The following is a 14707-nucleotide window of genomic DNA, read 5'->3' as shown; positions in this document are numbered from 1 at the left end:
GGACCCGCGCCGTCAGGGCCGTAATGTCGCCACCGCGTCGAAGCCCGCGAGTTCGACGATGCGGCGCGCGGGCGTTCCGGGTGGCGCAACGATGGCCAGTTCGGTCTGCAGTCGCTGCAGCCGGTCGGCGAGCGTGAACAGGATGTGCAGCCCCGAACTGTCCAGGTAGGACACACTGGTCAGGTCGAGCGACACGTGCATGAGGTCGTTCGCGATCGCGTGGTAAAGCTCGCTGCGTACTTGTTCGGCGTTGGAGAGGTCGATCTCGCCCGCGACCGTGATCTCGACGGACTGTGGTTCGCCGTCGCGCCGGAGCTCGACGTGAGCCTCCGTCATGACCGGCGCCCCAGACTTCTGCGCAGCTGCACCGTGGTGCCCCCGTTGTCGTGGTCGATGTGCAGGTCGTCGCTCAGTTGCTGCATCAGCTGCGTCCCCCTGCCTCTGTTGGTTCCTCGTGCGGCCCGCCAGTTTCCCTGGTCCCGCACCGTTCCTTCGATCCGCCCGTCGGAGGCCGCCAGGTGCACCTGGAACTGGCCGCCGGCGGGCCCGTAGGCGTGTTCGATGACGTTGGCGCCCGCCTCGCCGATGATCACCAGCAGGTCGTCGAGGTCGTCGTCGGTGGCACCGACGGTCGGCAGCCAGCGGCGAAGCGCCGCGCGGACCTCCGCGAGCGACTCCGGGACGGCTTCGAGCGTCAGTGTCAGCTCGGGCTGGGCCGCCTCGGGGCGGCGGCGGACGGCCAGCAATGCGACGTCGTCGTCGGTCGGGTCGGTGCCGACGAGCTGGAGCATCACGTCGGAGCACAGCGACTCGGCGGGGCCGGAGCGCACGATGCCGCGCAGCAATGCCAGTCCTTCGTCGAGGGGCCGGTGTCTGCGTTCGACGAGTCCGTCGGTGTAGAACAGCACGGTCGTGCCGGGTGCGATGTCGATCGTCGTCGTCCGGCGCGGCCGGGGCACCGTGCCCGCGCCGACCGGGGGGTCGACGGGGATGTCCGGCAGTTCGGCGGGTTCCGCATCGGGTGCGATCACGGGAGTGAGGTGCCCCGCGAGTGAGAGGTGGATACGGCAGAGCGAGGGTTCCCACATCGCGTAGGCCACCGTCGCCATCATGGTCGGTTCGAAGTGCCGGATGTGGCGGTCGAGTTTGGTCAAGACCTCGGCCGGATCGGCGGAGTCGAGCGCATACGCCCGGATCGCGGTGCGCAGGCGCGCCATGACGGTGGCGGCGTCGAGGCCGCGGCCGACCACGTCGCCCATGGTTCCGCACAACCAGCCAGAGGGCAGTTTGAAGACGTCGTACCAGTCGCCGCTGACGCCTCCTGCCTCGCCAGGGGCGTATCGCGCCGCCATGTCGAGACCGGAGATCTCGGGAAGTGTGCCGGGCAGCAGGGTGCGTTGCAGCGACAGCGCGGCCGCCTGGCCGGAGCCGGTCATCCGGTTGCGGGTCGCCATCGCGACGCGATCGCCTGCCACGCGGAGGAACTCGACGTCGGTGTCGTCGAACGTGCGCGTCGAAAGTGCACCGACGTGCAGTACGCCGAGCAGTTCGCCGTCCGCTATGAGAGGAACGCCCGCCAATGACCGGATCCCGCGGTGCCAGAGGATCGGGTTGACGACGGTCGTTTCGTTGACATCGTGCAACACGAGCGATTCGCGCGTCGCCGCGATCCTGCCCGCGAAGCCCTCGCCCACGCGGACGCGTGCGCCCTGGCGGACGGCCTCTTTCATGCCCGCCGACGCTCTGGTGACGAGGTGGTGCGCGCCCGAATCGAGCAGCAGCACGGTGGCCGTGTCGGCGGCGAGCAGTTCCCTGATCCGTTCGAGGATTTCCTCGAGCAGCCGTTCGACCTCCACGTGGGCGAGCGCGGCGTCGGTGACCACCTCGATCCGGTGAAGGCGGTCGGTGGCGCTGCCCGGATGGGACTTCGGCATGTGCTTCAGGCTAACCCTCCTGCGGGGCTGCAGCATTCGTTTGCCGCGGTTTCCCCGCGGACGTCGCATTTCCGGATTCGAGAGGTTTCACGCAGCGTCGACCGTGTGCTACCCATGGTTGCCCGTTTCCGCTCGCAGCAGGGGCCGATCCCCGTCGAGGAGGGGTTCGAACAGGTCGCCGTGTGACGCTGTGCGATCTTTGGCGTCCGCTGCGGTGAACGTCAAGTCACCCTGGTTGCTGCAATGTGCAACTTCTTTCCATGTAAGAGGAATTGAGACGGTCGGGTGAGGCCGCGCGCGCAGCGAGTACGGTGCGACCGTGGTCTTCTGCGGATTGTTCTGACTCCAGTCGATCAGCACCTTGCCTTCACGGAGCTTTTTCGTCATGCGGGACACGACGAGGTCCGGGTGCTGCTCCTCGAGGCGCTGCGCGAGCCGTTTGGCGTACTCTCGCGGGTGGCCCGAATCGTTGGTGCGGATGGGCGAGTAGAGCTGCATCCCCTTGGAACCGCTGGTCTTGGGGTATGCGGCGAAACCGTCGTCGGCCAGCTGTTCCCGGAGCAGCTCCGCGACCCGGCAGCATTCGACGATCGTGGCAGGTTGCCCAGGGTCGAGGTCGAACACCAGGAGGTCGGGTTCGCGCACGCCGCCGCGTGGGCCGACGGTCCACTGTGGAACATGGAGTTCGAGGCTGGCGAGGTTCGCCGTCCACACCAGGGTCGGCAGATCCTGTATCAGCGCGAAATCCGCATACTCCGCGCCCCGGGAGCTGCCCGGGGTGTCGATGCGCACCGTGCGAACCCAGTCCGGTGCGTGCCGGGACACGTTCTTCTCGAAGAACGACGTTCCCTCGACTCCGTCGGGGAAACGCTTCAGCGTCAGTGGCCGGTCGCGCACATGTGGCAGCAGTACCGGTGCCACGGCGGCGTAGAAGTCGATGACCTCGCCCTTCGTGAACCCGGCTTCCGGGTACAACACCTTGTCCAGGTTGGACAGCCGAAGTGAGCGGCCTTCGATGTCGACGACCGGGTTGTTCGGATCTGTGCTCACGGCGACAACTCCTCCGGGGTGCGGTCGGGGCGGAGCCCGCGCCAGGACGGCGCGCGCAGCCTGCCGTCGTCGGTCCACGCCTTGAACTCGACCTCACCGACGAGCACCGGGTGGACCCAGTGTGCACCGCGGGCCCGCTCGCGTGGAACGTCGTCGGGGGCGAACGGGCGGTCGGCGGTTTCGAGATCGCGCAGTCGGCCGGACAACTCGTCGAGCATGTCGTCGGTGAAACCCGTTCCCACCTGGCCGATGTAGCGCAGTGGGTGAGGCGGCGCAGTATGGCTGTCCCCGGACCCACCGTCCCCGGACTCGCCTCGCGGCAGGCCCAGCAGCAGTGAGCCGAACGTGTTCGCGCGTCTGCCCTCGCCGGTTCGCCAGCCGCCGACGACCACCTCGAGCGTGGTGTTCTCGGTGACCTTCACCCAGTCCTCGCTGCGCCTGCCCGGCCGGTACGGCGAGCAGGACCGTTTGGCGACCACGCCCTCGAGTCCCTGCCGCGCCGCGGTGTCGGCGACGGCCTCGCCGTCGTCGAAACACGGGGACACCGCCGTGTGCGGCCCGGTGAGGTCGAGCGATTCGAGTAGCTCGCGGCGCTCGGCGTGCGGCGAGGTGAGCAGGCCGCGGCCGTCGTGGTGCAGCACGTCGAACACGACGTAGGTCACCGGTGTCCGCACGGCCAGGTGCGCGGCACGGTCCGGCCGCGCATGCATGCGCTTCTGCAACGAGGCGAAGCTGGGCACGCCACCGGAGAGCGCCACGATCTCGCCGTCGAGCCACACCGGAGCCGCCAACTGCGAAGCCAGCCCGGCGAGTTCCGGGTAGGTGGCGGTGATGTCGCCGCCGCGCCGCGAGAACACGGTGAACTCGTCGCCGCCGGCGCGGACGAGGGCGCGCACGCCGTCCCATTTGAGTTCGTACGACCAGCCGTCGCCGCCGGGCAGCGTGCCCGGCGTGGCCAGCATCGGCAGCAGGACAGGGGGAAGCGGTTCGGGCCCCGCGGGATCGTCGATGTCCGCCGTCATGGGTGAGGTCTACCCGATCCGGCCGACGTCCACCCGCCGAGCCGCCGGCGCGCCCTCGCTGCGCCGCGACCCGGCGAGCCCGGCCAGTATCACCGAGTGGTTCACGCCTGCCTACCTCGCACGCCGATTCGGGACTTTCGTAGGGGCTCGTTCACCTGCCCGCAGGCGTGCGAAAGACTGCGTGATGATCTTGCTCCCGACACTCACCGGAGGACCGCTCCCCGATGATGGGCCGCACCCACGCGCTCACCGGCTGGTGCGCCGGACTCGCCGTGGCACCGCTCGCCGGCGTCACCTCGCTCGCGCAGACACTGGTGTTCGCCGCCACGACCGCGGGCTATGCGCTGCTCCCCGACCTCGACCATCCGGGGGCTCGCGCGTCGAAACTGCTGGGGCCGCTGACCCGCCTCATCTCGCGGATGCTGCGCGCGGCATCGTCGGCCGTGTATTCGGTGACCAAGGGCCCGCGCGACGAGGACCACAGCGGCATGCACCGGCACCTGTCCCACACGGTGCTGTTCGCGGCGGCGCTCGGATTCGCGGTGGCCATGGGGACCGAGGCGGGCGGTGCGTGGGTCGTGGCCGGCGCGGTCGTGTTCGGACTGCTGCTCGCTGAGGACGCGCTCGGTGACTGGCTGCTGCCCGTGGCGGGCGGGGCCGCGATCTGGTGGGCGTGGGAGGTGAACCCGCACGCACTCGCCGAACTCGAAGCCATGGGCGGACTGCTCGGGCTGGCGGTGGCCGTCGGTTGTGTCACGCACTGCCTCGGCGATGCGCTGACCGAGTCCGGCTGCCCGTTCCTGTTCCCGCTGCCCATCGCGGGTGAGACCTGGTACGAGTTGCGGCCGCCGTCGTTGCTGCGGTTCCGCACCGGAAAAGGCGTCGAGAACAAGCTCATCTTCCCGGTGTTCTCGGTGCTCGCCGTGCTGTTGCTGCCCGGTGTGCTGCCGTGGCTGATCGACCTCGTGGCACCACTGCTGTCGGGCACCCCCGCCGCCGAAGGCTGACCCCCGCGAACCCGTGTTGCGGATTCCGGGGACCGTGTTGCGGGTTCGGGGCTCGTGTTGCGGGTTCGGGGCTCGTGTTGCGGGTTCGGGGGCTCGTGTTGCGGATTCCGGGGACCGTGTTGCAGGTTCCGGAGGCCGGTGGTGGGCCCACCTGCCGTCTGCCCGCGGGACCGGCTCCGGGCGGACCCGTCTGTGGTTGCGGGTGGGACCACGGGTGGATCGCGCTACGCGGGGTCGGGTCAGGCTCTGGCTTCGGTGCCGTCCTCGCGATGGCCACCCTCGGAATCGTCACCCTGCGCGCGGCCGCTCTCGTGATCGTGTTCGGTCTGCCGGAAGGCGGCAGGCGTCATGGTGCGCCACACGGTCACGGCGCCGACGGCGTGGATGATCGCGGCGATCCACCACACGCCGCGCAGGTTCCACTGCGCCGCGACGAATCCGCCCATGAGAGCACCCAGTGGCGTCAGTCCCCAGGCGAGCGCCTTGTGGCTCGTCAGGACCCGTCCCAGCAGGCGGTTGGGCGTGAAGCGCTGTCGCGTCGACTGCGAGCAGACGTTCCACACCAGCACGGCCGACGACTGCGCCACCAGCACCGCGCCCACGAACATCGGCCACGGCGGGGCCACGGCGATCAGCACGGGCGTCACGGCTGCCGTGGTCTGTGCGCAGCGCATCGCCCACGCGTAGCCGAACCGTGCGACGAGCCGGTCCACGAACAGCGAGGTCACGACCCAGCCGACGGCGAAACACCCCAGCAGTGCGCCGTAGCCGAACCGGCCGACGCCCAGCTCCTCGGTCGCGTAGAGCACGAGCATCGTCGTCACGCCACTGGAGGCGAACGAGCCGAGCGCGACCGTGATCGTGACCGACCGCAGCAGCGGCGCGGCGACCAGATACCGCAGTCCTTCGACGATGTCACGTAGTGGATTGCCCCGTGCGCCCGGTTCCCGAGCGGCAGCGGGCCCGCGCTCGGCTGCAGCGCTCGATTCCACGGCAGCCTTCGGTTCCACGGCTGTGCGGAGCCGAGCGCTCAGCAGCAGTGCCAGCAGCGCCATGGCGCACGCCGCCCAGGCGGGTGCGCCCAGCCCGATCGCCAGTACCGCGCCCGCCGACGGCGGTACGACGAACTGCACCAGACCACGGTCGATCACCTGGAGGCGGGCGTTCGCAGCGGGCAGGTCGTCGCGCGCCATGATCGTGGGCAGCAGCGCCCCGCTCGCGCCGTCGCTCAGCACCTGCGCGGACGTGATCGCGAACGCCACGCACATCAGCAGCGGCAGCGTGAGCGCGTCCGATGTGGCCACGATCGCCAGCGCCGCGGCGGCCGCCACCTGGACCGCGTAGGCGTACATCAGCACGCTCGTCCTGCGCACACGATCGACCAGCAGACCGGCCAGCAGCGACAGCAGCAGCCACGGCGACTGGCCGACGACGCTCACGAGCGACACCGCCTGCGGATCCGTCGTGACAGTCACGGCCAGCAACGGCATCGTCGCCAGCATCAGCCCTTCGCCCGCCGAACCGGCGACGACGATGCCCTGCAGTTTCGCCCACGGCCCTGTTCCCAACCACGCGCGAAGCCCACGCGGCGAGTCGGGGGAGGATCCGGGATCTCGGGGTGTGCGGTCGGTGCTCACCCGTGCAGTCTCTCGCGTTGGCCGCCCGGTGCGGTTCGCGTGGGGTGGGCCTGCCGGCGCCTGCGCCGCGAACGTCGGCCGGGAGCCGTTCAGGACCGGGCTTCGCCGACCGTCAACGTGCCGCCATCCACAGTGGATTGGGGATTCGGACGTAGTGGGGCCGTTCGCCGCGCTGGGTGAACCGGCTCAGCAGGTTGGCCTTAGCGGGGAGTTCGGGGGACTCCAGGAGGCGCTCGGCCACCGCGGAACGCCGGAGTTCGGCGGCCGCAACCGTCCACAATGGTAACTCACCGGATGCGGTGTTCCTGCCGATGGCGTGGACGACGTGTGCCAACTGGTTCGTCACCGCGTGGTAGCAAAGCCGGCGCCACGCATCCTCCTCGTCGTGGAGGGCCGGACTGTCCGGTGGCAGCTCGCCCGCGTGCTCACGGCAGATCGCCACGCCCTCCATGTCGCGCACCAGGAACCGCTCCGGTGCGCCGTCGGTGTCCAATCGCAGCAGCGAATTCTGGACGTGCGCCTCGAAGGCGATGCCGTGGTCGGCGAACGCCGTCAGCAACGGAAGCTGTGCGATCCGGAGGTACCGGCGCAGCCATTCCGCGACGTCGCCGGAACGCTCGACGTGCCGGGCGAGTACGGCCGGTTCGTCGAGCAGTCCTGCCAGGACCCGGGCCTGCCGGTCGGGTGCGACCCGGCACACGGCGTTGATCTCGGCGGCCAGGTCGTCGCCCACCGCTGCCGGGTCGAGTGTGCGCAGTCCGGTCTCGGCCGTGACGTCGAAGCCGTCGTAGCGGGGCAGGCGCGCGACGGCGCGGGTGGCGTCGGCGGAGCGGCGCAGTTGCTCGGCCGGCGTGTTGCGGACGAAGTTCGTGATGCGCACGTGCAACGGCAGCTTCCAAGCGACGCCAGCGGCCGGATCGCACACGGTGCGCACGGACGACGTGGGATACACCTCGCCGTGCGCGCTGAGGTCGATCAGTGCGCCCTCGCCTGCGAGTCGGCGCACCGCAGGGTTGCGCCGCAGGTGCCGCGCCTGCCACGGGTGCATCGGAAGCGGCACGTAGCCGTCGGGCACGCTTGCCGCGACGTCGGCGGGAACGGTGACGTCGCCCTCGGTCAGGGTGAGGCGTCGTGCCACGCCGACGTAGGGCAGCTCGAACGAGACGCCGAGTTCGGGTGCGAAGGCGTCGACGTCGGCGTCGCTGAAGCCCTCGGCGCTCTTCGGCGTGGGATGGAACGGGTGTCCGAACAGGACACTCTGCTCGGAATCGCGGTGCGGATCGTCGGCCCGATCTCGTTCTCGGCGCTGCCGGGGTTGTGCGAGGTATCGGGCCGTGCGGTCGATGCTGCCGTCGATCTGCGCGCGGAGCACCCGGGCACCCGCGAACCCGGTGCGGCCCGCCAGTTCGCCGAGGACGGTGTCGATCACGCGTGGCGAGGTGTCGGCGTAGTCGTGGTGGCCGGTGGGTGAGGCATAGGTGACCGTCACCCGGAGGACGTCGCCGGTGGCGGGCAGCGGCACGGTCAACGGCCCCTCGGCGATCTCGTGGAACCCGTTCTCCCGCAGGTACGCGTTGAGCAGACGCCGGATCGTGGCCTGCTGCGCACGCGGATAGGGCCGCGGGGCGACGGTCACGGACCACCTCGAAGGAATCGGCGTCGTTGTAAGGGTAGTCTTACCTTAATCGTCGGCCCACGGTGGGGTGATCCTCCGACCACGGTTCGTGACCACGAGGGTGTGCTCCGTCCGGCGGGTTCCGCCAGAGCCGGGAGTTGACCTTCGAGTTGCCTGAAAGCCCAGCATCGTTGCCATGACCGACACAGAACTGATCCCCATCGGAACGTTCGCCCGCCGCAGCGGTCTCACCGCGAGCGCACTCCGGTTCTACGACGACTCCGGCGTGCTGCACCCCGCCGACGTCGACGCGGGCTCCGGGTACCGCTACTACCACGTCGACCAGCTGGAACGGGCCGTCACGGTGCGGCGGCTGCGGGAGCTCGACATGCCCCTCGTGACCGTCGAACAGGTGCTGACCGCCGACCCGACCCGCGCCGCACGGATGATCGACGAGCACGTGGCATCGCTGGCTGCGCGGGCGGATGCGGCGCGTCGGCTGGCGGTCGAGGTGAAGGCGGCACTGACAGGGCAGGACGTGGTGCCGCTCGTGACCGTGAAGGGGCCCGTGTTCGCAGCCGCCGTCGACCAGGTCCTGGTCGCGACCGGTGTCGCGGAGGATTATCCGGCGATCGCCGGGGTGCGGGTGGAGGTGAGCGGCGACTCGCTCACGCTGACGGCCACCGACCGGTACCGGCTGGCCACCCGCACGCTCGTGCCGGAGGAGCTGTCCGGTGCCGAGTGGGCGGCGACGGTCAGCGGGGCCGACCTGCGGGGCGTACTCGGCGAGCTCCGCCGCAGGCACCTCGTGCGGCTCGAGGCGTTGCCGGACGGGGTGCGGTTCCACGGCGTGGTGGACAGCGGTGGCGGCAACGCGGGAGGCAGGAACGTGCGAGACCGGAATGTGGCCGATGACGTCCGCTGTGGACTGCTCGGGGGCGAGTTCCCCGACCACCACGCGTTGCTGAGCGGTCTGGCCGACCCCGTGACGCGGGTGGTCGTCGCCAAGCGAGCGTTGCTGCACGCGATCGAGAGTCACGTCGCGCCGACGATTCGCCTGCGCGTCCGCGACGGCGAATGTGTCCTGGCGGAACCCGCCGCCGGACCCGATGCAGAACCCGACGCCGGGGCCTGCAGTGGTGCGGACGGGGCGGCCGAGCGTGTCGTCGCGGCCACGGTGGACGGTGCCGACACCGAGGTGTGGTTCGCGGCCGTGGTGCTGCATCCCGCCGTGGCGACGGCCGTGGGGCCGGACGTGATGCTCGACATCCGGGGTCCTTCGGCCCCGGTCACGGTGCGGTCGGCCGACGAGGGCGACCTCGCCACGCACGCGATGCCCGTCGAACCGCCGGTCGAGGTCTGACGTGGCCGGTTCCGGCTGTCGTCGGTGGTGCCTGCCGCGGCGGCCGGAGCCGGTCGCGGTGGCTCGGCGGTCACGCGGGGTTAGGGCCGTTGACGCTGCGGAGAGTGCGCATGGCCTCGGCGAGTTCCTCGGACGAACGCTGCCCCAGCGGTGTGAGTACGCGTTCGCGCAGGATGTCGGCGCACGCCTTGCGCGCGTTCGACGCCACCTCGAGGCCGTGATCGGTCAAGTGGGCATACGTGACGCGGCGGTCTTCTGCGCTGGGTATCCGTTCGATGAGGTCGGCGGCCACGAGGCGGTCGGCGACCTTGGTGAACCCACCGCTCGACAGCGCGGCTTCTTTCGCGAGGCGGGTCATCGGCAGTCGGTGATCCGGTGAGCGAACGAGTCGTACCAGGATGTCGAACGAGGCAGGCGGAAGGTCGAAGCGTTGCGCGATCTCGCCCATCAGTCGGTCCTGGGTGGCCAGGTAGCCCTCGATCACGAGGCCCCACCAGGTCACGATTTCGTCGTCGTCCGGCTCTGTCGTCACGGTGATCCACCCTACATGCCGATTCCGGCCAAAGATTCTCGCTGCGATGACTCTCGCGCCGATGACTCTAGCAAGGATGCTTCTTATGACGAAGAGTCTTGCCTATAGGAATCTTGACAGAATATGTCTTGCACGCGAGAGATTTTCCGGATAGCGTCGACCGCATCGAGTTCGGAGGAGATCGCCATGGGCTTTGAGACCAGCGGCCTGCACCACGTCACCGCCATCGGTGGCGATCCGCAGCGCAACGTCGACTTCTACCTGCGCACGCTCGGGCTGCGGCTGGTGAAGACGACCGTCAACTTCGACGATCCGGAGACCTACCACCTGTACTACGGCGACGAGGCCGGCAGGCCCGGCACGCTGCTGACGTTCTTCCCGTGGCGTGGCGTGCCGAACGGGCGTATCGGCACCGGCCAGGCCACGACGACGGCGTTCTCCGTTCCGGAGCACTCGCTCGGCTGGTGGAAACAGCACCTCGAAGCGTCGGGCGTCGGGCCGGGCACGGTCGTGACGCGTGACGACGAGGAAGCGCTCACCTTCCGTGACCCGGACGGGTTGCAGCTCGCCCTCGTCGCTCACCAGCAACCCGACCCGCGCGCACCGTGGGACACCCCGTTCGTGCCCGCCGAGCACGCGGTCCGCGGGCTGCACTCGGTGACCATGTCCGTGACCTCGGCGGATGCGACGACAGCGATGCTCACCGACGCCCTCGGCCTCTCGCTCGCGGGAGAGAGTTCCGGCCGGTTCCGGTTCCGGGCAGGCGACGGAGGTCCAGGGGCGTTCGTCGACGTCGAGGTCACGCCGGACGCGCCGAAGGGCGTGGTCGCGGGCGGCACGGTGCACCACATCGCGTGGCGAGCCGACGACGACGCCGAGCAGCTGGCGTTGCGTGAGGAGCTCGTGGGATCGGGCGTCGGCGTCACGTCGGTGCTCGACCGGCAGTACTTCCGCTCCATCTACTTCCGCGAACCGGGTGGCGTGCTGCTCGAGGTGGCGACCGACGGGCCCGGCTTCGACATCGACGAGCCGCTCCTCGAGCTCGGGAGGGCCCTGAAGCTGCCACCGTGGCTCGAACCGACGCGGGAGCAGATCGCCGGCGCACTGCCGCAACTGGAACTGCCCGCCGAGAACAACCCGGTGCGGGCATGACGGCCCCGGAGCTCGACCACCGGTACGTCGAAGGCGCGCAGGCCGAGCCGGTGTTGCTGCTCCTGCACGGCACCGGCGGCACCCCGGACGACATTCTCGCGCTCGGCAAGGAACTCAGCCCCTCCTCGACGATGATCGCGCCGGCAGGGCCGGTCTCGGAGAACGGCGCGGCGCGCTGGTTCCGCAGGCTCGCCGAGGGAGTGTTCGACGTCGAGGACGTCGTCGCTCGTGCGGGCGAGCTGGCCGCATTCGTCGAAGCGGCTCGCGACCGGTACGGCCTCGCGGGACGCCGCCTGGTGGCGGCGGGCTTCTCGAACGGTGCGAACATCGCCGCCGCGGTGACGCTCCTGCGGCCGGACGTGCTCGGTGAGGTGGTGCTGTTCTCCAGCATGTCACCACTGCCCGAGCCGCCCGAAACCGATCTTCACGGGCGGCGGGTGTTCCTCGCGAACGGCAGGCACGACCCCATGGCGCCGCTCGATTCGAGTGAGCGACTGGTGCGCACCTTCCGCGAGCGCGGTGCGGAGGTGACCGAGTACTGGCACCCCGGTGGACACCAGATCACCGCGGACGGTCTCGAATCCGCCAGGCAATGGCTCTCGGCCTGAACCGCGTGACCTGCGGGTGGCGACGATCCGGCGACCACCGATGCGCAGGGGTGTCGATGCGCGGGGGTGTCGATGTGCCCGGCGCCGATGTGCGGCCGTCGCGGAACGATTACGTCGTCGAGTGGGATTGCGACGCCGCGTGACGGGTATTGCCCGCTCACGCCTTCGACGCCTGGGTGACGCGGGCTGCAGGGCGTGAGGGCGTCCGTTCGCCGGTGCCGCTGCTGGTCCGGGCAGCCGAGTTCGTCACTCTCCGTGGGATTCGCAACTTGCAGACTGGTCCCGTCGGCGGCACCGGATTATTCCGATTCGTTCTACAGTGCGTGTCTTCCGGAACCGACATCGGTGGGAGGTGCACGCGATGAAGGTCGGCGACATGGTCGACTGTCCGCGTTGCCACGGCTCTGGGCTGACCCCGAACCGCAAGGGGCCGTGCCCGAACTGCGGCGGTCTCGGGCAGGTGCCGGTGCGGTAGCCGGCGGCAACGGGCGGTGATCATCAGTCCCGTTGTTCCCGCCCAGTAGCATCGGGTGTGTGGAAGCGGACGAGTTGATGCAGCGCGCGGGCAGGCTGGCCGGATGGGCGGCGCGGACGGGCTACTCGCTGGGCAAACGCTTGCCCGGGGCGGACGGTGCGGAACGCTCGCTGCGCAACCTCGAACAGAAGGCGCTCACCGAGCTTCACCGGCGGATGGAGGGTGCCAGTAACCGCAGGCTGCTCGAACTGACCGAGCTGCCCGCCACGCCTCCGGGTGAGGAGTCCGCGGCCGGGCACAGCGAGAACGGTTCCGGCCCGAAGAGTTCGTCCACGGCCGTCGCGGTGCCGTTGCCGACCGATCCGCTGCGGGCGGGGATGGCTGCGTTGCTGAACCGGTCGACACATCTGAGCCGCGAGGCCGCGCGCGACTACCTGTACGCGTCGATCCTGCGGCAGCTCACGCCGGACGAGGCCCGCATCCTGTCGGTGTTGTCCGACGGCGCCGACTACCCGGTGGTCCAGATCGCCGAGCGCAAGACGGGCAGGGTCGTGCTGCGGAACGCGTCGACGATCGGCAAGACGGCGGGGGTGTCGGCGACGGCGCACGTGCCGGTGTACGTCTCGCGGCTGGTCTCGTTCGGACTCGCCGAGGTCGACGACGAGCGCACCGACCTGGCAACCCAGTACGAGATCCTGATGACCGACGAGACGGTGCGGAAGGCCGAGGACCTGGTCAAACGCCCGAGGATCACCCGTGGTGCGCTGCGGATCACGCCGTTGGGCGTCAACTTCTGGCTCGCCTGCGCGCCGTGACGTCCGTCGGCGGCACGCGGTGAAGCCTCTCGCCCGCGAGCAGTGACGACGGCTGCGCTCCACCACACCGGCACGGGTGTGGTGCTCTGGCGGTGAGTCGCCTGGTCGTGTGATCATGCGCGCCTGCGCCGGTGACGGTGCCGGTGCAGCTGGTTCGTTCGACGCGCGGCGGTGATCGATGGGCGAGTACCTGCACGGGATCCTCGACGACTTCGTGCGGTATTGGCCTGTCTACACCTCGATTCCGCTGGTCGCTGCGCTGATCGGCTGGGTGACCAAGCTGGTCGCGATCCGCATGATGTTCGAACCGATCGACTTCGTCGGGATCCGGCGCCGGGGCAGGCCGCTGCTCGGGTGGCAGGGCATCGTCCCGAGGCGGGCCGCGCGGATGGCGGGTATCGCGGTCGACACCATGACCGAGCAGCTGATCTCGCCGCGCGACATCGTCCAGCGTCTCGACCCGGAGCGCATCGGCAAGGAGATCGAGGCGCCACTCCGGGAGGCGATCGAGGAGATCGTCACCGACGTGGCCGAGCGGTACCAGCCCGGTCTGTGGGAGCGACTGCCCGAGCGGGGCAGGCGGCTGGTGATCCGCCGAGTGCAGGAGCAGGCGCCGCACATGGTCGCCAAGGTCATCGACCGGGTGAAGGCCGATGTGGACTCCGTGTTCGACCTGAAGGACATGGTCGTCACACACCTGGTCAAGGACAAGACGCTGCTGAACCGCATCTTCCAGGAGGCGGGGCACAAGGAGTTCCGGTTCATCGCCCGGTCGGGCCTGCTGTTCGGCGCGTTGATCGGCGTGGTGCAGATGGTCGTGTGGCTGTTGTTGCGCGTGCCGCTGATCATGCCGGTCTTCGGCCTGTTCATCGGCTGGTTCACCGACTGGCTGGCCCTGAAGATGATCTTCCGGCCGTTGCGGCCGCGGAAGTACTTCGGAGTGACGTGGCAGGGCCTGTTCCTCAAGCGTCGCGACGAGGTCACCGACTCCTACGCCGATCTGATCGCCACCGAGATCATCACGCCGCGCAACGTCATCGATGCCGTGTTGCGCGGGCCGATGTCCGATCGGGTGTTGACGATGATCGAACGCCAGGTGGACGCCGAGCTGGAGCGGCACACCGGTGTCGCGAAACCGCTGGTGCTGCTGGCCATGGGCGGTGGGCGGTACGGCGCGCTCAAAGACCGGATCGCCGAGTCCGTGATGACCCGGCTGCCCGACACGTTGCGCTATGTCGAGACCTACGCCGCCGACGCCATGGACATTCGCGGCACGCTCGTGACCAAGATGCGGGATCTCGACGACGCCGAGTTCGAAGGACTGCTGCGCCCGGCGTTCCAGCAGGACGAGTGGATCCTGATCCTCACCGGCGCGCTGCTCGGCGGTCTGTGCGGCGAACTCCAGGTCCAGCTCGTGCTCCTGCTGACGGGCTGACCACGACCGTTGCCGGGCCGGTGGCAGGCGGACGCAACTCGGCCCCGGGAAGCGCAACTCGG

The 14707-nt window shown here is 69.7% G+C and carries 14 protein-coding genes; 7 read left to right on the top strand and 7 right to left on the bottom strand.

Annotation, left to right across the window (positions count from 1 at the left end; genetic code table 11):
* Positions 1-12: 12 nt before the first annotated feature.
* The 4 genes from LY12_RS14280 to ligD (LY12_RS14265) form a co-directional block, all read right to left on the bottom strand.
* A complete protein-coding gene (locus LY12_RS14280) occupies positions 13-336 on the bottom strand; it encodes an STAS domain-containing protein (RefSeq protein WP_253856816.1) in 324 nt (107 codons plus the stop codon).
* Positions 333-1934, bottom strand: a complete 1602-nt coding sequence (locus LY12_RS14275) for an ATP-binding SpoIIE family protein phosphatase (RefSeq protein ID WP_253856814.1) — start codon at positions 1932-1934, stop codon at positions 333-335. The genes LY12_RS14280 and LY12_RS14275 overlap by 4 nt, the downstream gene beginning before the upstream one ends.
* A 108-nt stretch (positions 1935-2042) precedes the next feature.
* Positions 2043-2984 carry a non-homologous end-joining DNA ligase gene (gene ligD, locus LY12_RS14270; protein WP_253856812.1) on the bottom strand — a complete coding sequence of 314 codons (942 nt, stop codon included), beginning with the start codon at positions 2982-2984 and terminating at the stop codon, positions 2043-2045.
* Positions 2981-4006 (bottom strand): non-homologous end-joining DNA ligase, encoded by a 1026-nt coding sequence (ligD, locus tag LY12_RS14265; protein WP_308292118.1) that lies wholly within the window; start codon positions 4004-4006, stop codon positions 2981-2983. Before ligD (LY12_RS14265) ends, ligD (LY12_RS14270) begins: the two co-directional genes overlap by 4 nt.
* Positions 4007-4230: 224 nt before the next feature.
* Between ligD (LY12_RS14265) and LY12_RS14260 the strand changes: the two genes are divergently transcribed.
* Positions 4231-5013, top strand: coding sequence for a metal-dependent hydrolase (locus LY12_RS14260; RefSeq protein WP_253856810.1), 783 nt, complete (start codon positions 4231-4233; stop codon positions 5011-5013).
* 239 nt (positions 5014-5252) lie between these two features.
* Here LY12_RS14260 and LY12_RS14255 read toward each other — a convergent pair whose 3' ends face one another.
* Both LY12_RS14255 and LY12_RS14250 read right to left on the bottom strand, forming a co-directional pair.
* Positions 5253-6548, bottom strand: coding sequence for an MFS transporter (locus LY12_RS14255; RefSeq protein ID WP_308292129.1), 1296 nt, complete (start codon positions 6546-6548; stop codon positions 5253-5255).
* A gap of 214 nt (positions 6549-6762) precedes the next feature.
* On the bottom strand, positions 6763-8286 hold the full coding sequence (locus LY12_RS14250; RefSeq protein ID WP_253856808.1) for an IucA/IucC family protein: 1524 nt from the start codon (positions 8284-8286) through the stop codon (positions 6763-6765).
* 175 nt (positions 8287-8461) lie between these two features.
* On the opposite strand from LY12_RS14250, the gene LY12_RS14245 reads away from it, so the two are divergent.
* Positions 8462-9628 carry a DNA polymerase III subunit beta family protein gene (locus tag LY12_RS14245; protein ID WP_253856806.1) on the top strand — a complete coding sequence of 389 codons (1167 nt, stop codon included), beginning with the start codon at positions 8462-8464 and terminating at the stop codon, positions 9626-9628.
* 70 nt (positions 9629-9698) lie between these two features.
* Here LY12_RS14245 and LY12_RS14240 read toward each other — a convergent pair whose 3' ends face one another.
* Positions 9699-10160 carry a MarR family winged helix-turn-helix transcriptional regulator gene (locus LY12_RS14240; RefSeq protein WP_253856804.1) on the bottom strand — a complete coding sequence of 154 codons (462 nt, stop codon included), beginning with the start codon at positions 10158-10160 and terminating at the stop codon, positions 9699-9701.
* Positions 10161-10346: 186 nt separating this feature from the next.
* On the opposite strand from LY12_RS14240, the gene LY12_RS14235 reads away from it, so the two are divergent.
* The 5 genes from LY12_RS14235 to LY12_RS14220 all read left to right on the top strand — a co-directional run bounded on the left by LY12_RS14235 (position 10347) and on the right by LY12_RS14220 (position 14645).
* A complete protein-coding gene (locus LY12_RS14235) occupies positions 10347-11312 on the top strand; it encodes a ring-cleaving dioxygenase (protein WP_253856797.1) in 966 nt (321 codons plus the stop codon).
* Positions 11309-11920, top strand: coding sequence for an alpha/beta hydrolase (locus LY12_RS14230; RefSeq protein WP_253856795.1), 612 nt, complete (start codon positions 11309-11311; stop codon positions 11918-11920). The genes LY12_RS14235 and LY12_RS14230 overlap by 4 nt, the downstream gene beginning before the upstream one ends.
* 319 nt (positions 11921-12239) lie before the next feature.
* Positions 12240-12395 (top strand): hypothetical protein, encoded by a 156-nt coding sequence (locus LY12_RS26365; protein WP_504967630.1) that lies wholly within the window; start codon positions 12240-12242, stop codon positions 12393-12395.
* A 59-nt stretch (positions 12396-12454) separates the two neighbouring features.
* Entirely contained in the window at positions 12455-13210 is a 756-nt protein-coding gene (locus tag LY12_RS14225; protein WP_308292117.1) for an Abi-alpha family protein, read from the top strand.
* A gap of 178 nt (positions 13211-13388) precedes the next feature.
* Complete coding sequence (locus LY12_RS14220) at positions 13389-14645, top strand: DUF445 domain-containing protein (RefSeq protein ID WP_253856793.1); 1257 nt, start codon at positions 13389-13391, stop codon at positions 14643-14645.
* Positions 14646-14707 lie beyond the last annotated feature (62 nt).

Origin of the sequence: Prauserella alba (assembly GCF_024171735.1) — a bacterium.
Classification (GTDB): domain Bacteria; phylum Actinomycetota; class Actinomycetes; order Mycobacteriales; family Pseudonocardiaceae; genus Prauserella; species Prauserella alba.
This window is presented reverse-complemented; position numbering and strand designations above follow the sequence as displayed.